Here is a 24,761-nt window from a genome sequence, read left to right on the forward strand (position 1 = left end):
CAGGCATGGACGCAACGGACGCGCAGTGCAATGCGTCAGTCGTTCGTGAGGCTCATCAGTACGTCTGCGTACCAGGCGCTGTTGAGGCCGAGCGACTCGTCGACCTGCAAATCGCGCGTGTTCATGTCGATGGTCGACGAGTGAATGCCCAGCAGCCGCCAGGGAAGTGCGCCCGCCGCCCCGTTCTCATCGGTCGGCAGGTGGCTGATCACTACCGGCGCGCCGCTCGTGCCCCGGTGCGTGCGCGCATCCGTGATGAAGCAGCCTTTGCCCTGAAACCGCAGCCCGAACGCGGACGCGATGATGCCTTGTCTGACCACGGGCAGATGATGCAGCGAGTCATGAAAGCCCAGCGGAAAGCCGACGATCAGCACGGATGCGCCAATCGGCATTGCTTCGCCGGATGTGGGGAGATGTTCGGGACCAAACGCGGCGAACACGGCCGTAGCCGGCAACTGATTGCGGGGGACTTCGAGCACGGCGACGTCGATTTCGCCGCCGGTATCCGATGCCTGGCGCCACAAGCTCATGCCTTTGTCGTATAGCGGCAGTGATGCCCACGCTGACGCGCCCAGATTGCCGCCATCCACGTGCAATTCGATCTCGATACGGTCCGGATAATGCCGGCTCGGGGTGTCCGTGAGCACGTGACGGCTCGTGACGAGAAAGAGGCGATCGCCGCGCGTGAAGAAAAAGCCGCTCGCGTTGGTCAGATGGTGCGTCTGCGCGAAGGTGCGCACTCGCACCGCCGTGAGCAGAAGCGTTTCCACCGTGGGCCCGCGTGCCGCGTCAGATTCGCTGGGGACATTCGAACTGGCCGTGCTTCTTGCGAGGAAGTCTCGCAGCGCTTCGTGCTGCGGGCCCTGATTCTGCCGGTCGTTTTCCGACAGAAACTCCGCGACAGGCTTGTCCGAAACAGATCCGCCGGACGCTGCGTTTGGCACGTGCCTGACAACGGCACGCGCTCCATCGAACAAGAGCCAGCTGTCGCCGTTTGAACTGCGATAAAACTCGGTTGGGTGCATGCCGTAGTGTCCTGGTGACGCGCATTTGCAGCGTCGCCGTCGTCCACGCGACCGTCTATCCAAATGGGTCGCTTCGGGTGCAGCGGTCGCCGGGAATATGCAGATTGGAGAGGACGTGAACCGGAGCATGGATGCTCCCGCTCACGATTGAGGGACTCGAGCGGCGCGGGGTTTTATCGCCGCGTAAGGCAGTTGATTGATGGACAGCTATCGAATGCTCAAGCTTGAATCGACGATACGCATCTCGCTCGACCCGGTCAAGGTGTTTTCTCGGACCAGGCAGCGGGTGAAATGCGATACGCGGACGAACAAGTGCACGCGTGAATGAAGCGAGGCCCGCGGGCCACGCACTATCCGCGTGTGTCGATCCAGTCCTTCGCCCAGCGATAGGCGTAAGCGACCGCCTCGACTTCTTTCGAGAAATAACCGAGGGAATAAAAAGTGTATTGAGATTCTGAAGAACGCTTGCTCGTACGGTCGACAGACACATTTGCCGAAAACGTACGATCCGGCAGGCGGTGGGCGGTCGCTTGTACCGCATAGCCTTGATAACTCTGAATAGATGCCATTAGGTTTTATATTTTTTGGCGCTGATACTTACGTTCAAACGCGATGAGTGGGAAAAGAGTGCGCGCAATCAGTCACCGACCAATGTCGGGACACGCGGCAGGGAGGGGGTGAGGAGAAAAGCGGAGAGACCTGAGGGAACGGGACCCGGAGAGCGGATCCCGTGATGCTGCGATTACAGCGGCTTGATGTTCGAAGCTTGCATGCCCTTCGGGCCGCGCTTCGTTTCGAAGCTTACCTTCTGACCTTCAGCCAAGGTTTTGAAACCGTCAGCGCGAATCTCGGAGAAGTGCGCGAACAGATCATCGCCGCCGTTATCAGGGGTAATGAAACCAAAACCCTTGGTGTCATTGAACCACTTGACGGTGCCGTTATCCATGAAAAATCCTTGAAATAAAAATTGGGGTGTTGAAGAGGTGAAGCATCAAGGAGAGAGTGGACAACGAATTCCGGTGCAACGGACGATTGATGAGCAGCAGTCGACTTCTTGAACTTCAATTTGAATAGTACCAAACCCCAATGAATTGGTCAACTATTACTCGAATTAATTGCGGCGAGCGCGGCGGGACGGCCTCATCGGCATCCATCGGCAGTCATCGGCGACAACGCGCCGCTCGACGATCTGCGTCGCAGCCTTCATGGGACCGTCGCGCTTCGTCCGACAATACGGAGAATTAATGATTGACTGCCTCACGCCGCGAGGCCGATGCTTTCGGCAATACTTCGTCATGGAGCCCCTGGACTGATTACGCGCTGAACATATTTCCTTCCGCCATGCGCGACATTGCATGGTCTCGATAAACGGAGAAGAGAATGCGAAGGATACGAGGGCTGGTTCTCGCTATTTCATCAGGAGTATTGATTTCCGGATGCGGCGGCGACGCCGGGTCCGATGCTCCGGGTTCGAACGGAAAGAGTGCAACTGGGCAGCCGGCGGCGCAGGAAGGTGCCACGACCAAGGGTTATGCGCTGTCGACCGTCATCTGGGACCGCGTTCCCATTGGCGTCTGCTGGGACATGAGCAACGCCGATTTCGCACGGTACTCCGCAGAACGCGGCTGGAGCCGTCTCGCGGTTCAGGCAACCTGGGAGGAGCATTCGGGCGCCCGTTTCACGGGATGGCAGCAGTGCACGAACGATCCGAACTACTACGGCATACGGATTACTGTCGAGGACGAGCCGGGGAGCGCACCGCACACCCTTGGCCTGGGTGCGATGCTGGACAACGCGGCGGGCGGAATGGCGCTCGACTTCACCTTCAGGAACTGGAGCCAGAGTTGCCAGGGGCGTGAAGAGTACTGCATTCGACGGGTTGCCGCGCACGAGTTCGGTCATGCGCTGGGCTTTGCGCACGAGCAGAACCGCCCTGACACCCCTTCGACGTGCAACGAGCCCGCGCAAGGCACATCGGGCGACACGATGATCGGCGCATGGGATCTCGCATCGATCATGAACTACTGCAATCCGAACTGGAATGGCGACGGCGAGCTTAGCGCCACCGACATCGAAATGGCGCAGAAATACTACGGACCCCCGCGGCGCACCGAAACCGTGTACACGTTGACGCGCGCCCAGGCCCCGGCTCGGGTGACCGCGTACGATCTCGCTTCGCGCGTCGCCAAGGCTTCGATCGATCTTTCGCTGACGGGCGACTATAAACAGGTCGATCAGATGTTCGCCAGCCTGGACGGGACACGGCTGCACGTGCTTCTGGAGAGAAATCCGACGTCGATCGATCTCGCCACGATCGACACCGCAACCAACAGGGTTCTGCACGTCACGCCCATCGGTCCATTGCTGACGACCTCCACCGGATATAGCCTCGAGCCTGCGCCGGATGGGAAACAGGTTTATCTGTCGAGCAAGAACATCATCAACGTCATCGACACCGAGTCAGGCGCGCTACTCAGGAAGCTGGTGCTGCCTAAGGACTTCAGCCTCATCAAGGTAGTGACGGCGAAGAATGACGACGAACACCTCTACGCGCTGGCGAGCGCGCCGGGAGCGAGGCTGGAAGTTCTGCGCATCGAGACGGCCAGCGGGTACATCGTGGGCGGCTATCCGGCGGGTTCGGCGTCGAGCACGATGAGCGGCGAATTTACCGTGACCGACGATGCGAAAAAGGCTTATTTCGTGAGCTTTGCGTCCGTTCAGGCCGCGGGCAGCCTGACCGAAATGGATCTCGGGAGCGGCATTACGCGCGTGCTGACCGATCTGCCGGAAAAGAAACCGAGATTCCTCACGGCCATCAATAACCAGCAGATTCTTTTTGCTGACGACAACGACACGAGCCCGAGTCCGATCATCCTCTATGACGTGACGAGCAGAACCCGCACGACCTTGCTGAATTCACCGAGCATGGTGGCATACATGCAATACGATCCGATCAACAGGTCCATTCTCCTCGAGCGAAGCGGCGTTTGGTCGGTCAATCAGTTGAAGCAGCGGGCGGACGGCAAGTACCGGAGCACGGACCTCGGACTGCGGTCATTCACCAGCGGCGCAACGTACAACGGTCTCGCACCGTTCGTATTGGTGGCGCGCTGAACAACGCCATGGCGGGCGCCGTGGGCGACGGTCCATGCGCGCCCGCGCCGTCTCGCGGCCTTCGAAATCGCATGAAGAAAAATATTAAGCGATCCGAACGATGATATTCGTCAGATGTAATGCGGCGAGCTTCGACCCACTGATGAGCGGAAAGACGAAATTGAGAATACGCGCTTGACGATAGCCGAAAGTGCCGTATGATGGTCCTGTATATTGCAGTGCAGCAAAAACCATTTCGGTCATAACTACGGCGTCCCGTCGAATCTCATTTCAGGAGCATCAATGTTTCCTTCATTCCCTAATCAGACATTCGCATTCCCGGCAGCCAACGTGCAAGTTCTCGTGAATATCACCAAGCGCTATGTGAGCGGGCTTCAGCAGCTTGCCGAACTGAACGTTCAGACCGTGAAGACCGTTTTCGAAGAAAGCGCAGCGGTCGCCGGTGCGGGCCCGAAGGCGAAACCGGGCGACTTTCTGAACTGGCAAACTACGCTGCTTGCCGAGATGCCCGAAAAAGCGGCCGCATATTCAAGGCACTTTTTGCAGATCGTTCGTGCGACTCAGACGGATATCCTCAATGAAGCGAGTGGCCCGCTCAAGCAGTTCGGCTTTGAGTTGAAAGGGGTGACTGATTCTGTTTCGCAGAAGCCGCTCGCACTCCTTTCGGATATCGCCAGGACGTCGACCGATGTTGCGGATGCCGGCGCCGAGGCGATCAGCGAATCCGAAAAGGCACTCCGGCCTTCGAAAGCCGACTCGAAGCGCTAATGCATGTCATCAACCTGACGTGCTGCTAATGATGTTCAAAGCCCGCACCAAGCGGGTTTTTTATTCCGCCCGACCCCACGGGGAAAATCGATGAATCCCTTCCATCCCCTTGCGTGGGCGCACGACTCGTTCTGGTCGTTCTTCCCTCGCGAAATCGTCGGTCTCACGGCACAGTTATTCGACAACGCCGAGACCGCGATCGCGGCACCCGCAACTCCATTGCAGTCGGAGAGCGAAGCGCACACAGCGCATGCCAAAGATGACCCGCCGCGCAGCGACACGCCGGTCGCGCGAGTGAGCGCGACCGCCTCCCACGCCGAAACGCTCGTGCCCGAAGCGACCGCTCATCGTTGGTTGAGCAAACATTTCGAGCATGGCAACGAGACGTATCGATTCAAGGTCTACATTCCCGGTGCACACGATGGTCGTCCGTTACCGATGATCGTCATGCTGCACGGTGCGCAACAGGACTCGGACGACTTCGCGTCAGGGACCGGAATGAACATCGTTGCCGAAGAGAATGGCTTTATCGTCGTTTATCCGGAGCAGCCGGAGAGTTCGAATCCACTGAAATGCTGGAATTGGTTCCTGCCGGCGAATCAGACACGCGAATCGGGCGAAGCGGCGGCGATCGCGGCGCTCACGCGCGAGGTCGCGGACATGTTTAACGTCGATCGCGCGCGCATTTATGTTGCAGGCATGTCGGCCGGTGGCGCGCTGGCCGTCAATCTCGCCGTGACTCATCCTGAGCTGTACGCTGCCGCGGCGATTCATTCAGGGCTGGCATTCGGCGTCGCCGACGAGCAACTGGCGGCACTCTGCGCGATGAATGACGGCAAGGGAAAGGTGCGCCTTCCGCAAGCGTCGTCCGGGCGAGCCACGGCGCGCGCCGTGCCGCTGATCGTCTTTCACGGCGATGCCGACGACACCGTGCATCCGCGTAACAGCGAACAGATCGTGTCGATGAGTCGGCTATTGCATGGCATGTCTGACGACACGGTGACGTCATCCGTGGTCCACGTCGCCCAGGAGGAGGGCGGCCACGCTTATACCCGACACGAGTTTCATGATCGTGACGGTGTATTGATCGGCGAGCAGTGGATCGTGCACGGGCTGGGTCATGCATGGTCGGGAGGCCATCCCGATGGAACCCACACGGACATCCGCGGACCGCGGGCGAGCAGGGAAATCGCTCGATTCTTCGATCGACTCGCAGGAAACGGTAGCCTCTAGCCGCCGGCGTCCGGTTCAATGACGTCCGCATTGATTTTTCCTTCTCGCCGCCTAGACTTCGATTCCACACCATAAGCAGTCGACGAAAGCGCGAATTCGTCTGCGCATTTCCACAAGTGCTTCTGCCTGTCCGTGGGCGTGCCGAGAGGAGAGACGATGAAATGCATCGAATTATACACCGGCCACGACGGCCACTCGTCGTTCAGAACCGTCCACACATTCGAAGCAAGCCCCGTGATATTCAATGGCGTCGCCGTGTCGTTATCGGCGCCGCAGCCGTGCGAAAGCGTGCTCGTGCATGAGTTCGACGCAGACTATGTGCTCGGCTGGCACAACCCGCCATGCAGACAGTACGTCGTCGTCCTCGAGGGGGAACTCGAAATCACCGTGCAAGGCAGTGACGCCGCGCAACGTTTTGCAGCAGGCGCGATATTCGTTGCCGGTGACATGAACGGCACAGGCCATACGACGCGCGCCATCCGATCAGGCCGCGCATTGGTCGTCAACCTGCGGGGATGACACCAATGTTATCGAAGGATGCGCTGGCAGTCGTGACGGGCGGCGGCAGTGGCATAGGCCTCGCCGCCGCCGAACGATTCCTTGCCGAAGGCGCGCGCGTGGTCATCAGCGGACGTAACGCGGAAAAACTCGAACGTGCCGCGCACAAGCTCGGCAGGAACGCGCTGCCTGTTGTCGCCGACGCCGCGGTTCCCGACGACATGCGTCGGTTATACGAGACGGCAGTCGGCCACTTCCAATCGAATGTCGATATCGTCGTCGCCAATGCGGGTGTATCCCGTCAAACGCCGGTGCGCGACACGTCGCTGGCGCAGTTCTCCGAAGTGTTCGATACCAACGTCGGCGGGGTCTACGCCACCGTGCGCGAGGCACTGCCGTTTCTCGCGAGACCGGCGTCGATCATTCTCGTTGCGTCGCTTGCGGCCCATCAGGGCACGAAGAATTTTTCTGCGTACTGTGCGTCGAAGGCGGCGGTCGTTTCGCTTGCAAAGAGTTTCGCGGCGGAGTTCGTCGAGTCCGGCATACGCGTCAACAGCATTTCGCCGGGCGTGGCCAATACGCCTATATTCGATAGCCTCGGCATGTCGGAAGCGCAACTGCTGGAATGGTCTCGCGTAATTCCGATGAAGCGGCCCGCCGACCCCGCCGAAATCGCCGCAGCCATTCTCTTTCTTGCTTCCGATGCATCGCGCTACATGACAGGCGCCGACCTCGCAGTCGACGGCGGCATGTCAGGCATCAGTCCATTTTGATGGATGCTGTCAAGACGCCGCGCTAACCAGAAGCGCGCGCCTTTTTCCCGCACCCCGCGAAAACCCCTCTGCCGCCATGCGAAGCACGCTTCGCGGCTCGCCCCCGTTATCCCCGCATCAAGCGAAGCGGCATTCGCCGGCATTGCCAGCGCTCATCGTCTAACCCCTTGCGCGACAAGGCTTTGGCGCGTTTCTTCAAACTGGCACGACCTTCGCAAACAGAAGTGCGTGCGAGCTTCGAGTCTCGCCAAACAGCGCAAAAGGGGCGACAAAATGCACGATATCGGAAGTTCCCGGCCCACCGGATGGGGCCCCGGCTATAACGAGTTTGAGCAGGAATTGTCGGCCGAAGCGGCGGGCGAGACGGCTCAGGAATTCGAGGGCGAAGGCGAGTTCGAAACCGAGTTCGAAGTCGGCGAAAGCGAGTTCGAGAACGAATTCGAAGGCGAAGTCTCGGGCGAAATGCAGGAGATGGAACTCGCCGCCGAACTGCTCGCCGTCAGCAACGAACAGGAGATGGAACAGTTTCTCGGCGGGTTGATCAAGTCCGTCGGACGCGCGGCGACGAACTTCGCGAAGTCGTCCGCGGGCAAGGCGCTCGGCGGCATCCTGCGCTCCGCGGCGAAGTCCGCGTTGCCGATCGTCGGCAGTGCGCTCGGCAACTTCGTGGTGCCCGGAGCCGGCGGGCTGATCGGCGGCAAGCTCGCGAGCATGGCCGGCAGCGCGCTGGGTCTCGAACTGGAAGGGCTCAGCAACGAGGATCGTGAGTTCGAAGTCGCGCGCCGTCTCGTGCGCATCGGCCAGCATGCGACCCAGCATCTCGCGTCGATGCCCGCGCACGTGCCGCCCGCCCGTGCGGCGCGCATCGCGTTCCTGCGCGCCGCGCGTCAGGTTGCGCCGGGACTCGTGCCGGCAATGCGCGCGATCTCGCGCAACGGCATCGCGGCCGCGCGCCAGGCGCCTGTGGCGATCTTCGGTGCCCCCGCGCGCCGCTATCCCGGCCAGCGCTATGCGCCGGGCGCGTACTACGACGGCGCCGCAACCGCATCGGCCTACGAGGGCTCCGCGCCCGCCGCGAGCGCGCCTTGCCCGAACTGCGGCACGCATACGCAGGTCGCGATGCCTCACAGCGGGCAATGGCGTCGTTCGCGCAACGGGCGGGCCATCATCCTCTATCTGGGCCCGCGCCGTACGGCGTACTGAACCGCGAGGCTCGAGTGCGATGAACTCGTGTGAAGAAGCGCTGCGTCTGCTCGAACAAGAGGTGCTCGGCATCCGGGCACGGCTCGACGCGCAACTCCCGTATGCCCTGCAGATGCCGATGGTGCCCGCCGCGAACGTCAGCGACGAAGCGATGGGCGCCATCGAACGGCACATGCAGGCGGCCCGCCAGCAACTGCGCAAGCGCATCGCGCAATTTCTGCGGCAGTTGCGCACGCTCGCGGCCACGCCGGCGAACGTGGCCCGGGCGCAGCGCCGCCATGCGCTCCTGAAGCTGTATTTCCAGGCCGCGCTCACGCATTTCGAGATTTTCGCGGAGGTGCTCACGCAGCGCAGCCAGCACGGCACCGGCATCTGGCTCGCGGGCCTCGATGTCGCCGCGCAGGACGGCCTGCGACAGCCGGGCGTGCCGGTCGCGCCGCCGCCTGTCATCTGCTACGTCGAGCGCGGGCACGGCGGCGCGATACGGCGCGCGCGCACGCGGCTGCCGGGCGGCGGCAACAATCCGGTCGCGGTGATTCGCATGCCGCGCGAGCGGATGGTCGGCACGGGCATCGCGGCGTCGCTCTATCACGAAGTGGGGCATCAGGCGTCGGCGCTGCTCGATCTCGCCAACGCGTACAAGCGCGCCTCGCCGTCGCGTTTCGTGCGCGGGCCTTCGATCTGGCGTGCCTGGGATCGATGGATCGGGGAGATCGTCGCCGATCTGTGGGCGGTGTCGCGTGTGGGCATCGCGGCGAGCGTCGGGCTGATGAGCGTCGTGAGCCTGCCGCGCGCGTTCGTCATGCGCATCAATCTCGACGACCCGCATCCCGCGCCGTGGATACGCGTGAAGCTCTCCGTCGCGATGGGCCGCGCGCTCTATCCGCATCCGCAGTGGTCCGCGCTCGAAGCGGTGTGGGAGCGGCTTTATCCGCGGATGCAGATGAGCGCCACGCAGCGCAGTTCGTTCGATGCGCTGTCGCGTGCGATTCCACGCTTCGTCGCCGTGCTGCTGTCGCTGCGGCCGCATGCGTTGCGCGGCCGGACGATCGGCGCCGCGCTCAGTCTGCCGGACCGTCATCCCGAAGCGCTGCTCGCGCTCTGGCAACGCGTGAAGGCGCGGCCGCAGCAATTGCTCGCGGATACGCCGGCGCTGTCGTTCGCCGTGCTCGGGCAGGCGCGCTACAGCGGTCTACTGCCGGCGCAGACGGAGTTGAAAGTGATCGCCGAGCTGCTGCAACGCTGGGCGCTCGCGGGTTATCTGCCCTGGAGCGCGGGCAGCACGCAACTGAGCGTCGCGCTCAATCAGCGACGGCCGCCCGCAACCTCGCCTCACGCAAGTTCGCTGCACGCAAACCCATTCGCCGCATACGCATGATTTCATGAAGGAGCACAACGATGAGCACCATCTTATTTCCGGGCGTGCTGCAACTGAAGATCGATCGGGACGATCCCACCGATCCCGGCAACTACACCGTGCAGATATCCGTCGAAACGCTCGCCGCCACCGAGCGCAACGCGAAAGGCCTGCTGCTGCGACGCGCCGGCTTCACACCCGCTAAGCCGGCCGCCGTGAGCGCGGGCGGTTCGATCGACGGCGCGCTCACGCTCTACACGAATCCGGACAAGGCGAGCGAGCTGGACGCGGGCGACCTGATGCTGCAACTGGTCGATGCGCTCGGCGCGTTCGTCACGGCCGACACCGACCCGAACGTCATCACGAAGATGGCGGCGTTCCTGCTGCGGGGCGAGAACGTGAAGCTCACGGGCAAATTCACGGCGCCGCTCGATGCCGGGCCCGCGGCGGCGCCGGTGAATGCGCCGGTGAATGCGCCCATGAACGCGCCGGTCGATCCGAAGCGCATCGAACGCATCAAGGTGGGCGCGCGGCCCCTTGCGAACCCCGCGTCCATCGACCCGCTCGCCAACGAGCACCACGCCCTCGCGCCGCTCGCCGAGCACGCTGTGGCGCTGCCGGACCCGCCCGCATCCATCGAGGTCGACGACCAGGACAACGGCGGCGATCTCATCGGCGAACGCTCGGGCGTGGTCAACGACAACAGGATGTTCAGCAAGCTCACGCCGGTCACGATGCGCCGCGCGACGCTTCCGCTGACCGCCGACGTCGCGCTGTGGATCCTCATCAAGCGCAACGCCGACATGCTGTCGTGGGACAACTACACGCGCAATCTCGATCTGCTGTTCTTCACGGGAAAGAGTGTGGACGGCATTCCGCTCTACAACGAAGCCACGCGGCTGAGCCGCCGCCGCTTTCTGCCGTTCACCGATACGGAGGCGTATCGCGCGCTCAAGGTGGCGACCGAGGCGTTCGTCGTGACGTGGGGCGCGGTCGTGCAGAACGGCGACGACATCGTGATGCTCAAGGATCTGCTGATGGGCGACCAGCGCGCGGTGGCGCTCGCCAACGAGCGCCTCGGGCTCAATCTCAACACGACGGACGTGTCGATTCTCGCGGACATGTACTTCAAGGAGAAAGGCCAGCTCGACGATTCGCCGTCCGTGCCTTATCTGGAGCGCATCGTCAGTCAGTTGCAGGGCACGGGGGCGGGCGAGATCGCCGTCGAAATGACGAAGGAGATTCGCGGCGAGCGGAGCGATCAGTGCGGCGGCAAATGCCTCTGGCTCACGCAATGGAACAACAACTACTCCGCGAAGCTGTTGCACCCGCCGCTCGTCGAACTGATCTGGAGCTACTGGATGGAAGAGCTCCAGCTCGTGCAGACGATGAACGCGGTGTCGCGGCGCTTCCAGAACATCTCGAGCGGCCCGCGCGATCCGCTCGGCCAGCTCGAGCTCGATTCGCTTCGGCCCCTGAACAATCTCATCTGGGGCTGGGTGCAGGACGAGCAGCATCGTCTGCCGATCGAGCGGCGCGCGGCGGAATACGCGCATCAATACGGCCTGCAACTGTTCGGGCGCGCCGTTCCGAAGATGCGTACCGCCGATAACCGCAGCAAGTTCCTCGAAGCGTTCCACACGCTGCTGAACCTGTGCGTGCCGTTCTTCCGTCAGGCCGACGACACCACGGTCGTGCCCGACGGATTCCCGATCCTGAACGCGCTGCGCGAAGTGCATCTGATCCTGTCGGAAGGCGCGCACAACCAGTTCCTCGATCTGCCGACGACCTCGCGCATCGAAATGATGATGCAGCAATGGCTGCTCGCGCGGCCCGAATTCCGCGAGTATCTGCCGCGCCGCGCGATGGTCGCGTATCCGGAGCCGTGGATGCATTCCGTCGAAAGCATGCGCAAGCTGCAAGGCTGGGGCGACACCAACTCCTTCCAGTTCTGGCAACTCGCGACGATGGGCGAGCAGATCGTCTCGTCGATCCGCTGGGGCGACTGGAACTCGATCAACGATCCAGCCAATGCCGCGAACTGGGCCACGTTCTTCCGGCCGGAGATCCAGGCGTACATCCACTCTTACCGGGCGGTGACGGGTGTGGACGTGAGTGCGGAACCGGTCGATGTGCAGGTGCCGGGCATTCATCTGCTCAGGCGTCTGCGCGAGCGGCGCGGCAGTCTCGCGGCGTAAAGAGAAGAGGGGCGCGCGATGATCGACTTCGCTTCCGCGCTGTATCTCGGCATGCGGCATCCGGCGGGCGCGCTCGGCGCGTGGGACGCGCTCACGACCGGGCTGCCCGCCGCGCTGGCGGCCGCGCCGCTCGCCCGCCGCGTCGCCGCCGATGCCGCGTCGCTGCAGGGCACGGAAGCGGGCATGGTCGGCGCATCGACGCTGCATCTGGCGATCGATGCGTTCGACCGGCTCGGCCGCACGCATGCGCTGATCGCCGACGACGCGCTGTATCCGGTGATGCGCTGGGCGCTCGAGCGGATGATGGGCCGGGGCGTGCCGGTAACGTGGTTCAGGCACGGCGACGCCGCCGATCTCGCGCATAAGCTCGCGCGGCGCGCGGCGGCTCGCCCGCCCGCCGTCGTCACCGATGCGACCGTCGGCAATGGCGTGCCCGCGCCCATCGAACGATACGTGAACGCGGTACGGCGCGAAGCGGGGCTCGTGCTCGTCGATCACAGTCAGGTGCTCGGGCTGACCGGCGAGCGCGCATCGTCGCGCAGTCCGTGGGGGCAGGGCGGCGGCGGCGCCTTGCGGCATGCCGCGTTGACAGCGCCGTCGACGCAGCCGGTGCTGCTGCTCGCGTCGTGGGCGAAGGCCTTCGGCGCGCCGCTCGCGACGCTGTGCGGGCCGGCGGCGCTGATCAACGATATTGCCCGCGATGGCCCCGCGCAATCGCATTGCAGTCCCGCGAGCGCCGTGGCGCTGCTCGCCGCGCTCGACGCGCTCGCGATCAACCGCCGCGCGGGCGCACGGTTGCGGCTGCGGCTGTTGCATCGGTTGCATCGTCTGCATGACGGGCTGCGCGCGCTCGCGCGGTTCGCCGTGCCCGATCTGCATGTGTCGGGCCGATGGCATCCGCTGCAACGGCTCGAACTCGCGAGCGACGAACGCGCGCTCGCGCTGCATGCGGGCTTGATCGCGCGCGGCATGCGCACCGCGCTGCTGCGTCAGCGCGGCGGCGGCTACGCGCTGATCGTGATCGCGCGGGCCGATCATCGCGTCGCGGACATCGACGCGCTGCTCGACGCGATCGCGTCGCTCGCGCCGCGCCTTCCCGCTGCGAGGGGTGTCGCGCGGCGCATTACAGCATCTACGGAGATCGAGCATGTTTAAGACCGCGGACGGACACACACTGGAGCTCGCGCCGTGGCGCATGCGCCGGCTCATGCGGCTCGTCGCGCAGGCGCGGCGCACGCCGCCAGGCATGAGCTCGCGCACGCTCGGGCAGGACATGCAGATCCTGCTGCGGCGCGCACGGCGCGTGAGCGCCGACCCTCATCGCGGGATCGTGCGTTTCGAAAGCTCGGGCGCGTGCTGTCGCGCGTGCTTTCTCGCGCGGCAGAAGCGCGATGCGATGGAGATCGTCGCGCTTGCGGTCGCGCCGGGCGCGCATGTGCACGAGCAGGAAGCCGGAGGTTTCGGGATCGACTTCGAATCGATGCCGAAGTCGGCGAACATCACGCTCGCATGGACGCCTTACGACAGTCTCGAAAGCGCCGCGAAGAACGTGCGCGGAAAAGGCGTCTATATCCTGACGCGCGGCGGCAAGCCTCGCTATGTGGGCAAGTCGCTCGATCTCGCCGGGCGCATGCGCATGCATCGCCTGTATGCGACGCAGCACGGCGCCGGCCTCGGCGTGTGGGTGGCCAATACGCGCTCGCCGGAACAGGCGGCGGCGGTCGAGCACGCGCTCGTGAGGACGCTGGGCCGCGGCCTGACGAACTCGAAGCTGCATGGCGACATGCGAATCGGCAAGCGCGGGCTCGATATCAACGGTCTGCTGCCGACAGTGTTCGGAACCTACGAAAAGGCCCCGGGAAACCGGGCATTCCGCAAGCCGGGTGGAATTTTCGAGCTCGCGCCATGATCATCGACTTCCATGTACACGCGGGCCAGGGCGACGGCATGACCGGTCCGTGGGACACGACCGCGCCGCTCGCCGCTTACGCGCGCCGCGCGACACGCGCGGGCATCGCGCGTTCGGTGCTGCTGCCGGTGTTTCAGTCCGACTACGCGCGCGGCAACCGCGATGTCGCGGCGATCGTGCGCGCGGACCCGCAGCGCTGGATCGGCTTTGCGATGGTGCATGCCGAGCGCGACCGCGAGCGCATTCATCGCATGATCGAGGAAGCCGTGCTGATGCTGGGCCTGCGCGGGATCAAGGTGCATCGGCACGACGCGCGCATTCATCGGCAGGTCTGCGATGCCGCGCAACGCTGGAATCTGCCCGTTCTCTACGATCCCGGCGGCGAAACGGGCGGGCTGGAGCTGCTTGCGCAAACGCATCCGAATGTCGCGTTCGTGTTCGCGCATCTCGGCAGCTTCGCCGATGACTGGGCCGCGCAGCGGCGCGTCATCGATCTCATCGTTCGATATCCGAATCTGTATGCCGATACGTCCGGCGTGCGGCGCTTCGATCTGCTCGAAGAAGCGTTTCATCGCGCGGGGCCGCGCAAGCTGCTCTTCGGCACCGACGGCCCGTGGCTGCATCCGGGGCTCGAACTCGCGAAGATCCGCGCACTCGAGCCGTCGCGCGAAGCGTTCGACGCCATCGCGGGCGGCAATGCGATGCGCCTCCTCGCGCGCTCGCGCGTCATGGCGGCGCCGCGCGCGGCCGCTCACTGACCTGCTTCGGACGGCCGCATCTGACGACGCAACTGCAGCGCGCGCGGCGTGACGCGCAAGAGTTCCGCCGCGCGGCTCGTCGATCCGGCGCGACGCTCGGCCAGTTCCACGGCAAGCGTCTCCGCAATCTGCCCGATGTTCTTCAGCCCGAGTCCGGCGTCGAGCGCGCCTTCGATTGCGAGCGCGAGCGCCTGTTCCCATCCGCTCACGCTGACGGAGGGCGCGCCGGGCGTGAAGGCGTCGCCCAGACAGCCGGTGCTCAGCACCCGAAAGCCGCGCTGCCTGTCCGCGAGGCGCAGCACGACGTTGCGCAGCTCGCGCACTTTGCCCTGATAGTCCGCCGCAACGAGACGCTGCATTACTTCGGGCATGACCTGCGGCGCGGCATCGCCGTGTTCGGCGAGAAAGTGTGCGACGAGCAGCGGGATATCGTCGCGCCGCTCGGCGAGACTCGGCGCGCGCACGGTCCATCGCGCGATGCGGAAGTACAGGTCGTTGCGAAAGCGCCCGGCGAGCACTTCGCCTTCGAGGTCCCGATTGGTCGCACAGGTGAGACGGAAGTCCGACTTGCGCCACACGTCTTCACCGATGCGCTTGTACGTGCGTTCCTGAATCACGCGCAGCAGACGCGCTTGCAAACGCGGCTCCAGTTCGCCGATTTCGTCGAGAAAGAGCGTGCCGCCGTCGGCCATTGCGACGGCGCCATCGCGCGCGCAGACGGCGTGCGTGAATGCGCCTTTCGCGTGACCGAAAAGCTCGCTGCCCGACAGTTCCGGGCTGAGCGTCGTGCAATCGACGACGACGAACGGCCCGCGCCTTCGCACCGGATCGAGATCGTGCACGAGGCGGGCGAGCAGCTCCTTGCCGCAGCCGCTTTCGCCGAGCAACAGGCAAGCGCCGTCGCCGAAGCGGCCGATTTCCGCCACCGTGCGCAGCGTGTTGCGCCAGATCGTCGACGTGCCGACTGCGCGCTCGCGCAGCCATTCCGAATCGAGGATCGACTCCATCTCCGCGAGACGCGCGACGCGTCGCGCGATTTCATCGAGCAGCAGGTCGTCATCGCGGGCAAGCACCATGTCGCACAGCGACGCGGGCCACCATGCCTCGGGCTGGCAGTCGGCGCGCGTGGCCGGCGTGCATCCGACGATGAAGCCCTCCGGCAACGGATGGCGCCGCAGCCAGCGCGCGGCCGCATCGGCGACCCGGTTGCCCTGCGCGATCACGACGACCACGTATGGGCCCTCGCCCGTCGAACCCATTTCGACTTCGTCAGGGACGCCGCGCTCGCGCAACGCTGCATCGAGCGCGCGCGGATCGTCGTGATGCAGAACGATGCGCATCGCGTTCACATCGGCAAGTGGTCTTGCGGGCTCAGCGAGGCTCGGGTTCTGTCAATGCGCGAACGCGTGCCGTGTGCGTGCCCCGCGCGATGCGCTTGTCGGGAAATGTCCGCGTGTTTCGCATGTGAACCTCGCATTCGGCCGGCTGTCATGCGCCATGCATGCGCCCGCGATCGGGCAGCAAGGCAAGGACGCGCCGTGCCTGAACACGGCGCGCGTGCCTCTGCCCACATTGATCAATGCCCGAAGGATGGTTCCCGCTTTGAGTGTGCGGTCGCGTTGTGATGCCGACGCGTGTGTATCGGAGCCGGTCGAGCAGCTTTCGTGTATGCGTATCGTAGGAAACGTTTGCGCTGTCCTGTTGAACGAAAGCGCTTTACGTGAGGGTTAGCGCACAATCGTCCGCTAATACGCCGAGGGGCGCGAAACCGAATGAATTCGTTATCCGTATCAATGACCGCTAAGTGCGTGATCCTGGCGGATAACGTCTTCAAACGCGGGCTGCGCGGGTTTTCAGTACTTGCTTCGTGAAACGGCGCGGCCCGGTCTTTCGTGCCCGCATCGGCGGCCGACTCGAATGTGGACCCAACGATTGGTCCCGTCTGGCACTAACTTTCCGGATTTTTCGCTGTGGATACTCGGTCACCGGTTCGCTGCACGCGCAACGAGCCTGCACCGGAAAAGGGAATGCCGCGCGCAAGGCGTTTCCCATCCTCCACTTCTCCAGGAAAGCTCATGAAAACGATCCGCGTCTCCGGCTTGAAATGGTTGCCCCGCAAGCTGCTTCGAACGTTCGCGCCGGCGCGCGCGCTGGCCTCGCTTGCGATCGCCGCGTGTGCATGGGGCGTCGCACAGGCAGCCCATGCCGAAGACAAGGAAGTGACGATCGCGTACCAGCAGATCGTCGATCCGTGGGTCGTCGGCATCGCCGATGGCTCGATCGCCAAAGCGACGGGCTACAAGATCAACTGGCGTCAGTTCGAATCGGGCGCGAAGGTCGCGACCGCGATGGCGTCAGGCGACGTCAAGATCGGCGTGATCGGCTCCAGTCCGCTCGCCGCCGCCGTGAGTCAGGGCGTGGATGCGCAGCTCTTCTGGATTCTCGACAACATCAACGAGGCCGAGGCGATGGTCGTGCGCAACGGCTCGGGCGTCGAGAAGCCGGCCGATCTGAAGGGCAAGACCATCGGCGTGCCGTTCGTCTCGACGACGCACTATCACACGATGTTTGCGCTGCAGCACTGGGGCATCGATCCGTCCTCCGTGAAGATTCTCAACATGCAGCCGAATCAGATCGCGGCGGCATGGGAGCGCGGCGACATCGATGCCGCTTATGTGTGGGACCCGGCGCTCTCGCAACTGAAGAAGAACGGCAAGGTGCTCATCACATCGGGCGACCTGTCGAGGCTCGGCAAGCCGACCTTCGATGGCATCGCCGTCGATCGCGCATGGGGCGAGGCGCACAAGGACTTCATGGCGAAGTTCGTCAAGGCTATTTCCGATCTCGATCAGCAATATCGCAGCGATCCGTCCAGGTGGAGCGCGCAGTCGCAGCAGGCCGCGGCGATCGCGAAGACGATCGGCGGGACGCCGGCCGACGTGCCGGGATCGCTCGCGCTGTACGGCTATCCGTCGGCGCAGGAGCAGGCGTCGAAGCAGTGGCTGGGCGGCGGTGCAGCGAGCCGCGCGGCCTTCGCGCTGAAGGACACGGCGGACTTCCTCAAGCAGCAGAAGCGCGTCAACGCGGTGCTGCCGGACTATTCGAAGTACGTGACGGCCGAATACGTCGAGGCGGCTGAAAAGCTGAAGTGAGTCCGACTGCGGGCACGCGCCGCGCGCCCTTGCCATATCCGCGTCCGGGAGGACATATGAGCTGCATGCAGGTGAAGAACGTCAGTGTGGTGTTTCCCGGACGACGCCCGGGCGAGCGCGTGCATGCGCTCGATGGCATCGATCTCACGATCGGTGATGGCGAATTCGTCGTCGCGCTCGGTGCGTCGGGTTGCGGCAAGACGACGCTGCTCTCGCTGATGGCGGGCTTCATCGCGCCGTCGTCCGGCGAGATGTTGCTCGGCGGCAGGGCGGTCGAAGGGCCGGGCGCCGATCGCGGCGTCGTGTTTCAGAAACATGCGTTGCTGCCGTGGCTCAACGTGCTCGACAACGCGACTTTCGGACTGAAGTTGCAGGGCGTGCCGAAGGCGCAGCGTGAGGAGATCGCGAAGCGCAACCTCGCGCTGGTCGGCCTTCAGGACTTCCACAAGCACATGATCTATCAGTTGTCGGGCGGAATGCAGCAGCGTGTGGGCATCGCCCGTGCGCTGACCTGCGATCCCGCGATGCTGCTGATGGACGAGCCGATGGCCGCGCTCGACGCCCTCACGCGCGAGACCATTCAGGAACTGCTGCTCGATGTCTGGCAGCGCACGCAGAAGATGCTGTTCTTCATCACGCACAGCGTGGAGGAGGCGCTTTTTCTGGCGAGCCGCCTGATCGTGATGTCGCCGCGTCCGGGCCGCATCACGCATAGCTACGATCTCGATTTCAACCGCCGCTTCCTCGCCACGCGCGATGCGCGCGCGATCAAGTCGAGTCCCGATTTCATCGAGATGCGTGAGCGCGTGCTCGGCATCATCTACGGCGACGAACGCGCAGCGCATCAGGCTGCCGAGGAGATTCAGCATGGATAAGCGCGTATCGATGACGGTGCCCGCTGCCGCGATCGAACGGGAGATCGGCGCATCGCGGCGACCGCCCGGCAGACCCGCGCGACGGTCGAAGAAGAAGCCGGTGAAACCGGGCGACACCTTCGGCGTGCCGGGCTACGGCAGCAGCCTTGCGATGAGCATCGTCACGGTCGCCGTGCTGCTGGCCGGCTGGTTTCTGATCACCGGCATGCATTGGGTCAAGCCGCTGTTCCTGCCGTCGCCGCAAGCGGTGTTTGCGAAGTTCGTCTCGGTGGCGAGCGAAGGTTTCGCCAACTCGACGCTCACCGAACATATCGCGGCGAGCCTGTTGCGCGTATTCGGTGCGTTCGCGCTCGCCTGCGCCACGGCGATTCCGGTCGGCGTGATGATGGGCGTCTCGCGGCATGCGCGCGGCGTGTTCGATCCGCCTATCGAGTTCTATCGGCCGCTGCCGCCGCTCGCATATCTGCCGCTCATCATCATCTGGTTCGGCATCGGCGAGTTCTCGAAGGTCTTTCTGATCTATCTCGCGATCTTCGCGCCGCTCGCCATTGCCGCGCGCGCGGGCGTGCGCTCGGTCTCGATCGAGCAGATTCACGCGGCCTATTCGATGGGCGCGACGCGCACGCAGGTCGTCATCCACGTGATTCTCAAATCGGCGCTGCCGGAGATCTTTACGGGAATGCGCATTGGCATCGGCGTGGGCTGGACGACGCTCGTCGCCGCGGAAATGGTCGCATCGACGCGCGGCCTCGGCTTCATGGTGCTGAACGCGGCGGAGTTTCTGGCGAGCGATGTCGTGATCATGGGGATCATCGTCATCGGCTTCTTCGCGCTGTGCTTCGATCTGCTGATGCGGTATCTGGAGAAGGCGATGGTGCCGTGGAAAGGGCGGGTGTGAGTGCTGTACCGGCGAATGCGGGCGCTGCTTCGCTACGCCCGCAAGCGCCTGCATGTTCGCGCATTGCGCCTGGCCGTTTCGTACAGTGGCTAATGGCCGTCGCGGTGCGCTGCGACAGCTTAAGCATCGACTGTGCCGCCGGATCATCGACCTCGTCGTGTCGTCGAGGCCCGACGAAGGTTACTGATTGGTCGGCTCTCCCGGGTCCTCGACGCCTTTCTCGATGTTGTCTTTCTGATCACCATAATCCTTTCGATTCGCGCCATTGGTGATCTCGACATCGCCCTTTACCTTGCGGTCTTCATTGCCGGTGACGGTTCCGATTACCGTGTCTGTCCACCCTTTGATCTGTTCCTCGATACCTTCCTTTTGATCGCGGTTCATCGTGTGCTCCGTGGTTCGTATGTGAATCGGCGGTGTGTCCTGCGATGTCCGAAGCGCTCGTCGTGAGCCTAGGCTTCATTGTCGGACTTGCCTGGTCTGCCGCTGCGGCTCGCGGGTTCGAGATCCGGATCGACGTGATCGTGTTCGGGTGCGTACGGACCCTCGTCGGGATGTTCCTTGCCCTTCGGCACGAGGCTCGGGTCGATGTTGCCGTGCTCTCGCTGCTCGATGGTGCCGTCGCGTTTCTCTTTTACATCGCCTTCGCCGAGCGTTTTGCGGCGTTCGTCCGCGCGCTCGACGGGATCGGATGGTTCGTTTTGCATCGTCTGCTCCTTTGCGTCGGATGGGATTGCGTCGTACTTCCAAGCAACGGATATGCCCACGTCCCCGGCGTGTTGCAGCGCGGAAGCGGGTTTGTCAGGCGCAGGCAGTCAGGGGGCACACGTCATGCTGAATCAAGGCAATCCTCAACGAAACGCGGGTATGCCATGCGAATCAAACTGAAATCGCTCGACGAGCAGGTCATCGTCATTACAGGCGCGACAAGCGGGATAGGGCTCGTCACCGCGCGCCTTGCCGCTACACGCGGCGCTCGCCTGATGCTCGTCTCGCGTGATGAGACAGCGCTCACGGAACTCGTTCGAGAGTTGTCGCGGGACGCTCACGACCGCGTCGCGCATGCCGTGGCGGACGTCGGCGACCGGACGCAACTGCAGGCGGCCGCGGATGCCGCGATCCAGCGCTTCGGCGGATTCGACACCTGGATCAACAATGCGGGCGTGTCGATTTACGGACGTTGCGCCGACGTGCCGCTTGACGAGCAACGCAAGCTCTTCGACACCAACTTCTGGGGTGTCGTGAACGGATCGCTGATCGCCGTGCAACATCTGCGTGAGAAAGGCGGGGCGCTCATCAATCTGGGCAGTGAATTGTCGGATGTCGCCGTTCCGCTGCAGGGCGCATATGTGGCCTCGAAGCATGCGGTGAAAGGCTATACCGATGCGCTGCGCATCGAACTCGCCAATGAAGGCGCGCCCGTATCGGTGACGCTCGTCAAGCCCGCTGGCGTCGACACGCTGTTCGTCGAGCACGCCAGGAATCATCTCGACCGGCAGCCCAAACTGCCTCAGCCCGTCTATGCGCCCGATGTCGTCGCGCGAGCGATTCTGCATGCGGCCGTGCATCCGACACGCGACATATATGCAGGCGGCGCATCGCGCGGCATGGCGTGGTTCGGGCGCTCGGCGCCGCGCGTCTACGACGCCATACTGAGCAAGCTCGGCGTGAAGGCACAACTTACCGACGAGCCACGTCGCGACGGCGACGCGCTCGATCGCGGCGGCGCGGATCTGCGCGAACGTTCGGGACGTCATGGCAGGGTGCGCGAACGCAGCTTCTACACCGATGCCTACACGCTCGCCGCAGGCCCGCGCGCGGCGCTCATCGGGATCGCGGGCGTCATGTTGGTCGCGGCAGCGGGGCGCTACCTGCGCGAGGCCAAAGGGCATCGCATATCGGCGTTCTGAAGCGGCGTCGGGAAGGCTGATTCGGCAGCGTCACGGCGCAAAGCCGGTCGAGAGATAGGGAGGCATGGCATGCAAACGCACATCCGGGAATTACTCATCCGCGCGATAGGCTCCGGCTCCGCTGCCGGACTGGCGTCGGCAGCGGTCGCGTCCGCCGGCGCGATGCACAAGGGGCACGGGCCGTACGCGGCGATGAACGCCGTCACGCATTGTTTGTGGCGCGACGCATCATGGCGAAGGAGGCCGAGCGCGAAGTACACGGGCCTCGGCGCGGCGATTCATATGGGCAGCGCGGTCTTCTGGGGCGTGCTGTTTGAAGCGCTGTGCGAGCGCGGATACCGGCGATCCGGGGGGGCGAGCATCGCGAACGCAGCCGCAACGACTGCGGTCGTGGCCTACGTCGTCGATTATCACGTCGTGCCCAAGCGTCTCACGCCAGGTTTCGAGAGCCACCTGTCGAAGGGCTCGCTGGGGCTGACTTATGTCGCGCTCGGTGCGGGCTTCGCGCTCGCGGCGTTGCTGCGGCAGCGGGCATAGCCTCCCCCTCGACGGATGAGACCGCTGTTCCGGTGGCGCGTTGGGCGTCCATGCCGCATGGTCGTTTGTGCGTCGCTTGTGGCGGGTTTTCGTTGATGCCTCTTGGCGCGCTGGAGATCTGTCCGTTGATCAGCAATCGCTAGACGTGGCCCAGTGTCTAGGCGCTACTGGCTGGCGCCCGAGGGCGTGTCGCTGGCGGCCGTAGCAGGGAAGCTCGCCGCAGCCGGACCGGATGCACCCGACGCTGGCGCAGCCGCCGCGGTGTCGCTGGCCGCGTTGCCCGTGGTGACGGTCGTGCGGTTGCGGTTGCAGCCCGCCGTGAGACAACTGCACGCCGTCAATGCGATGATCAGCGATATTTTGATGCGGTTGGAAGCCTTCATGGTGCGCTCCTGGTCAGACGGCGGGTGAGAAGCGATGAGCCCTCATTTGAAGGCAGAGAAGCATCATGCGTACCCGGCGCGGCTCATGCGAAGGAATCGACGGCAGGTTTCACGCATGGTCGTGGTCGGCATCGAGCGGGATCACGGGTGCATCGCCGCGGAAGGACGACGCAAACAGCGAAACCCGATCCGAGTGGGCCGTACTGGATTCGAACCAGTGACCAACGGATTAAAAGTCCGCTGCTCTACCATCTGAGCTAACGGCCCGGACGCACTCGACATCGGTCGTCATCCCGCCACTTCGCGCGTTCCGCTCATCCAATATCAATAGTCCGACTCGCGGATCGTGCCGGCTCCGTTTTCGGCACGGTCAGCGTCAGCACACCGTTATCGAATTTGGCCAGAGCGTGGTCAGGGTCGGCGTCTTCCGGCATCGGGATCGTGCGCATAAAGCGTCCATAGGCTCGTTCGAGCCGATAGCAGCCGTCCTCCTCGCTGCGAACGTCCTGCCGTTTCTCACCGCGCAGTACGATCGCTCCGTCCTCGACGCTCACAGTGACGTCATCGCGTTCCATCCCTGGCAGTTCAGCGGTGACGCGCAGCACTTTCCCTTCGTCGACCACGTCGATGCGCGGCTGGAAGCGCGACGAACTGAAGTCGCCAAACCATCGCTCGAACGCGCCACGACCTGCGAACGGGTCATGAAGGAACTCCTCCACTGCCCGCCACGGCTCGCGGGAGAACAGCCGCGGAAGGTCAGGCCACGAGGCACGCCACTGTTCGTTTTCCGGCGGGCTTTCCGGGCTCTGCGCCTCGGACTTGTGCACCGCCCCGCGAAGAAACTTGAATGGATTCCACTTTTTTGGATCGGTGTTCATCGTTTCCTCCTTCAGGATGCACGGCAAGCGAGCCGAATCGGAGGGTGGCGGCTGACGCGCCGCCACCGATGATCCCCTTGCCGCTACCCCCTGCTTTCGCCTTCAGTCCGTCCGTACCTCGATCCGGCGCGGACGAGCTTCATCCCGTCGCGGGATCGTCAGCTTCAGCACGCCGTCCTTCAGGCTTGCATCGATTTTCGATGCATCCAGGTCGCCGCCAAGAGAGAACGCCCGCGCAAAGTGAGGCTGGCGAACCTCGGCGTGTTGCAGGCGCAGACCCGCGGGCGTGGATACCGCCGCCTCGGCCTCGATGAACAGGTTGCCATCGTGGACCTTCACGTCGAGCCGGTCTTTTGTAACGCCGGGCAGATCGGCCCACAGGGTTACGCCCTGGCTATCCTCGAAGATGTCCACGGGCGGCGTCAGCGTGATCCGGCGTGGCGACGAGTCGTCTTCGCGCCGGGTCATCGCCGTTTCGTCTTTCCGGGTAAGTTCGGTCGTGTCGTTCATGATGTCAGTCCTCAATCCTGCGACAAGTTTCATTGAACAGTGATGGCCCGCGGCTTCGACATCTCTCGCTTGCCGATGCTCACAATCAGACAGCCATTGATGTACTGTGCCGCGACCTTGTCGGGGTCCGCATGGTCCGGCAGTTCAATGACGCGCCGAAAGGCACCGGCGAACCGTTCCTGCGCATACGTTCGCGTGTCGTCGCCGGCTGCTTCCGGTCGCGCAGTCCCGCGCTCGCCGCTGATGTTCAGCAGCCCTTTGTCGATGGATACATCGAAGCTTTTCGGATCGACACCCGGCGCGAACGCGACGATCTCGATGGAATCGTCGGTCGAACCGATGTTGACCTGCGGAAAGGCGCCGGAGCGCCCCGAACGGATGCTGGAAGGGAAACCGCCGAAGGCGTTCGCCATCTGGCGTTGCAGACGGTCGAACTCACTGAAAAGGTCGGTCCCGAAGAAGAGATCGCTCATGGTCATTTCCTCCTTTCAAGCAGCAGGAAACGAACTGGCTTACGCGCTCCAGTCCGTCTGCCGTGCTGCAGGCAAACAAATCGAAACACGCAGCGCGCCGGACTGCCGGCGCGACTGTCCGAGCGAAATTCAAGATAGTTTCGGGAGCGGAAATTTCAAGGGGGCAAGGCGATTTTTTGCACAAAATCAACTGCCGTTCAAAGCCGCTTGGCAACTCTTATATAAGACATAAGACATAAGACGTTTGACGTTGTCCGCGACCTTAAATTAGAATGGCGATGAACGCGGTGCCCGGAACAGCCTCGGTGT

The 24,761-nt window shown here is 63.7% G+C and carries 26 protein-coding genes and 1 tRNA gene; 17 read left to right on the top strand and 10 right to left on the bottom strand.

Translation table 11 applies throughout. The annotated features are described in order from the left end of the window. Window positions 1–35 precede the first annotated feature (35 nt). Together NCS58_RS31110 and NCS58_RS31120 are read right to left on the bottom strand one after the other, a co-directional pair. Entirely contained in the window at window positions 36–770 is a 735-nt protein-coding gene (locus NCS58_RS31110; RefSeq protein ID WP_061118539.1) for a serine protease, read from the bottom strand. A 997-nt stretch (window positions 771–1,767) separates the two neighbouring features. Beyond that, window positions 1,768–1,971 carry a cold-shock protein gene (locus NCS58_RS31120; protein WP_061118402.1) on the bottom strand — a complete coding sequence of 68 codons (204 nt, stop codon included), beginning with the start codon at window positions 1,969–1,971 and terminating at the stop codon, window positions 1,768–1,770. 638 nt (window positions 1,972–2,609) lie between these two features. Here NCS58_RS31120 and NCS58_RS31125 point away from each other — a divergent pair. The 11 genes from NCS58_RS31125 (at window position 2,610) to NCS58_RS31175 (ending at window position 14,836) form a co-directional block, all read left to right on the top strand. Next, window positions 2,610–4,139: an ATPase gene (locus NCS58_RS31125; protein WP_250478299.1), complete on the top strand. Its 1,530-nt coding sequence runs from the start codon at window positions 2,610–2,612 to the stop codon at window positions 4,137–4,139. A 213-nt stretch (window positions 4,140–4,352) separates the two neighbouring features. Continuing rightward, window positions 4,353–4,907, top strand: coding sequence for a phasin family protein (locus tag NCS58_RS31130; RefSeq protein WP_250478300.1), 555 nt, complete (start codon window positions 4,353–4,355; stop codon window positions 4,905–4,907). A 90-nt stretch (window positions 4,908–4,997) separates the two neighbouring features. Then, window positions 4,998–6,140, top strand: coding sequence for a PHB depolymerase family esterase (locus tag NCS58_RS31135; RefSeq protein WP_250478301.1), 1,143 nt, complete (start codon window positions 4,998–5,000; stop codon window positions 6,138–6,140). Window positions 6,141–6,296: 156 nt separating this feature from the next. Then, a complete protein-coding gene (locus tag NCS58_RS31140; protein WP_250478302.1) occupies window positions 6,297–6,659 on the top strand; it encodes a hypothetical protein in 363 nt (120 codons plus the stop codon). Window positions 6,660–6,664: 5 nt separating this feature from the next. Further along, window positions 6,665–7,411: an SDR family NAD(P)-dependent oxidoreductase gene (locus tag NCS58_RS31145; protein WP_061118407.1), complete on the top strand. Its 747-nt coding sequence runs from the start codon at window positions 6,665–6,667 to the stop codon at window positions 7,409–7,411. 273 nt (window positions 7,412–7,684) lie between these two features. Continuing rightward, window positions 7,685–8,614 (top strand): hypothetical protein, encoded by a 930-nt coding sequence (locus NCS58_RS31150; RefSeq protein WP_061118408.1) that lies wholly within the window; start codon window positions 7,685–7,687, stop codon window positions 8,612–8,614. 19 nt (window positions 8,615–8,633) lie between these two features. Next, complete coding sequence (locus NCS58_RS31155; RefSeq protein WP_061118409.1) at window positions 8,634–9,992, top strand: hypothetical protein; 1,359 nt, start codon at window positions 8,634–8,636, stop codon at window positions 9,990–9,992. Window positions 9,993–10,012: 20 nt separating this feature from the next. Next, window positions 10,013–12,169 carry an 8-amino-7-oxononanoate synthase gene (locus NCS58_RS31160; protein WP_250478303.1) on the top strand — a complete coding sequence of 719 codons (2,157 nt, stop codon included), beginning with the start codon at window positions 10,013–10,015 and terminating at the stop codon, window positions 12,167–12,169. 18 nt (window positions 12,170–12,187) lie between these two features. Then, the gene (locus tag NCS58_RS31165) at window positions 12,188–13,324 is read left to right on the top strand and encodes an aminotransferase class I/II-fold pyridoxal phosphate-dependent enzyme (RefSeq protein WP_250478304.1); all 1,137 of its coding nucleotides are present in this window, start codon (window positions 12,188–12,190) and stop codon (window positions 13,322–13,324) included. Further along, window positions 13,317–14,078, top strand: a complete 762-nt coding sequence (locus NCS58_RS31170; protein ID WP_250478305.1) for a hypothetical protein — start codon at window positions 13,317–13,319, stop codon at window positions 14,076–14,078. The genes NCS58_RS31165 and NCS58_RS31170 overlap by 8 nt, the downstream gene beginning before the upstream one ends. Next, window positions 14,075–14,836, top strand: a complete 762-nt coding sequence (locus NCS58_RS31175) for an amidohydrolase family protein (protein ID WP_061118412.1) — start codon at window positions 14,075–14,077, stop codon at window positions 14,834–14,836. The genes NCS58_RS31170 and NCS58_RS31175 overlap by 4 nt, the downstream gene beginning before the upstream one ends. On the opposite strand, the gene NCS58_RS31180 is transcribed toward NCS58_RS31175, so the two are convergent. Then, window positions 14,830–16,176: a sigma 54-interacting transcriptional regulator gene (locus tag NCS58_RS31180; RefSeq protein ID WP_250538992.1), complete on the bottom strand. Its 1,347-nt coding sequence runs from the start codon at window positions 16,174–16,176 to the stop codon at window positions 14,830–14,832. The two genes, NCS58_RS31175 and NCS58_RS31180, sit on opposite strands and share 7 nt — an antisense overlap. Window positions 16,177–16,911: 735 nt before the next feature. Between NCS58_RS31180 and tauA the strand changes: the two genes are divergently transcribed. From tauA to NCS58_RS31195, 3 genes are read left to right on the top strand one after another with little or no spacing between them, the layout of a single operon-like run. Then, on the top strand, window positions 16,912–17,988 hold the full coding sequence (tauA, locus tag NCS58_RS31185) for a taurine ABC transporter substrate-binding protein (protein WP_250478307.1): 1,077 nt from the start codon (window positions 16,912–16,914) through the stop codon (window positions 17,986–17,988). Between the two features lie 56 nt (window positions 17,989–18,044). After that, window positions 18,045–18,863 carry a taurine ABC transporter ATP-binding protein gene (locus NCS58_RS31190; protein ID WP_250478308.1) on the top strand — a complete coding sequence of 273 codons (819 nt, stop codon included), beginning with the start codon at window positions 18,045–18,047 and terminating at the stop codon, window positions 18,861–18,863. Then, window positions 18,856–19,761: an ABC transporter permease subunit gene (locus NCS58_RS31195; protein ID WP_409241450.1), complete on the top strand. Its 906-nt coding sequence runs from the start codon at window positions 18,856–18,858 to the stop codon at window positions 19,759–19,761. Before NCS58_RS31190 ends, NCS58_RS31195 begins: the two co-directional genes overlap by 8 nt. 180 nt (window positions 19,762–19,941) lie before the next feature. Here the strand turns inward: NCS58_RS31195 and NCS58_RS31200 are convergent, their stop codons facing one another. Further along, on the bottom strand, window positions 19,942–20,145 hold the full coding sequence (locus NCS58_RS31200; RefSeq protein ID WP_250478309.1) for a CsbD family protein: 204 nt from the start codon (window positions 20,143–20,145) through the stop codon (window positions 19,942–19,944). A 68-nt stretch (window positions 20,146–20,213) separates the two neighbouring features. Continuing rightward, the gene (locus NCS58_RS31205) at window positions 20,214–20,468 is read right to left on the bottom strand and encodes a hypothetical protein (RefSeq protein ID WP_061118415.1); all 255 of its coding nucleotides are present in this window, start codon (window positions 20,466–20,468) and stop codon (window positions 20,214–20,216) included. A 165-nt stretch (window positions 20,469–20,633) separates the two neighbouring features. Here NCS58_RS31205 and NCS58_RS31210 point away from each other — a divergent pair, with 165 nt between their 5' ends. Then, the gene (locus tag NCS58_RS31210) at window positions 20,634–21,671 is read left to right on the top strand and encodes an SDR family oxidoreductase (RefSeq protein WP_250478310.1); all 1,038 of its coding nucleotides are present in this window, start codon (window positions 20,634–20,636) and stop codon (window positions 21,669–21,671) included. 69 nt (window positions 21,672–21,740) lie between these two features. Beyond that, entirely contained in the window at window positions 21,741–22,208 is a 468-nt protein-coding gene (locus tag NCS58_RS31215) for a hypothetical protein (RefSeq protein ID WP_250478311.1), read from the top strand. 164 nt (window positions 22,209–22,372) lie between these two features. Here NCS58_RS31215 and NCS58_RS31220 read toward each other — a convergent pair whose 3' ends face one another. From NCS58_RS31220 to NCS58_RS31240, 5 genes are all read right to left on the bottom strand, one after another. Further along, window positions 22,373–22,591 carry a hypothetical protein gene (locus NCS58_RS31220; RefSeq protein WP_250478312.1) on the bottom strand — a complete coding sequence of 73 codons (219 nt, stop codon included), beginning with the start codon at window positions 22,589–22,591 and terminating at the stop codon, window positions 22,373–22,375. Window positions 22,592–22,785: 194 nt separating this feature from the next. After that, window positions 22,786–22,858, bottom strand: a tRNA-Lys gene (locus NCS58_RS31225). Between the two features lie 47 nt (window positions 22,859–22,905). Further along, window positions 22,906–23,469: an Hsp20/alpha crystallin family protein gene (locus tag NCS58_RS31230; protein WP_250478313.1), complete on the bottom strand. Its 564-nt coding sequence runs from the start codon at window positions 23,467–23,469 to the stop codon at window positions 22,906–22,908. 102 nt (window positions 23,470–23,571) lie between these two features. Continuing rightward, window positions 23,572–23,979 (bottom strand): Hsp20/alpha crystallin family protein, encoded by a 408-nt coding sequence (locus NCS58_RS31235; RefSeq protein WP_250478314.1) that lies wholly within the window; start codon window positions 23,977–23,979, stop codon window positions 23,572–23,574. Window positions 23,980–24,008: 29 nt separating this feature from the next. Further along, on the bottom strand, window positions 24,009–24,452 hold the full coding sequence (locus NCS58_RS31240; protein WP_250478315.1) for an Hsp20/alpha crystallin family protein: 444 nt from the start codon (window positions 24,450–24,452) through the stop codon (window positions 24,009–24,011). Here NCS58_RS31240 and NCS58_RS31245 point away from each other — a divergent pair. After that, window positions 24,451–24,684: a hypothetical protein gene (locus tag NCS58_RS31245; RefSeq protein WP_250478316.1), complete on the top strand. Its 234-nt coding sequence runs from the start codon at window positions 24,451–24,453 to the stop codon at window positions 24,682–24,684. The two genes, NCS58_RS31240 and NCS58_RS31245, sit on opposite strands and share 2 nt — an antisense overlap. The last annotated feature ends 77 nt before the right edge of the window (window positions 24,685–24,761 follow it).

Origin of the sequence: Caballeronia sp. INML3B, from assembly GCF_023631305.1 — a bacterium.
GTDB lineage: Bacteria > Pseudomonadota > Gammaproteobacteria > Burkholderiales > Burkholderiaceae > Caballeronia > Caballeronia turbans.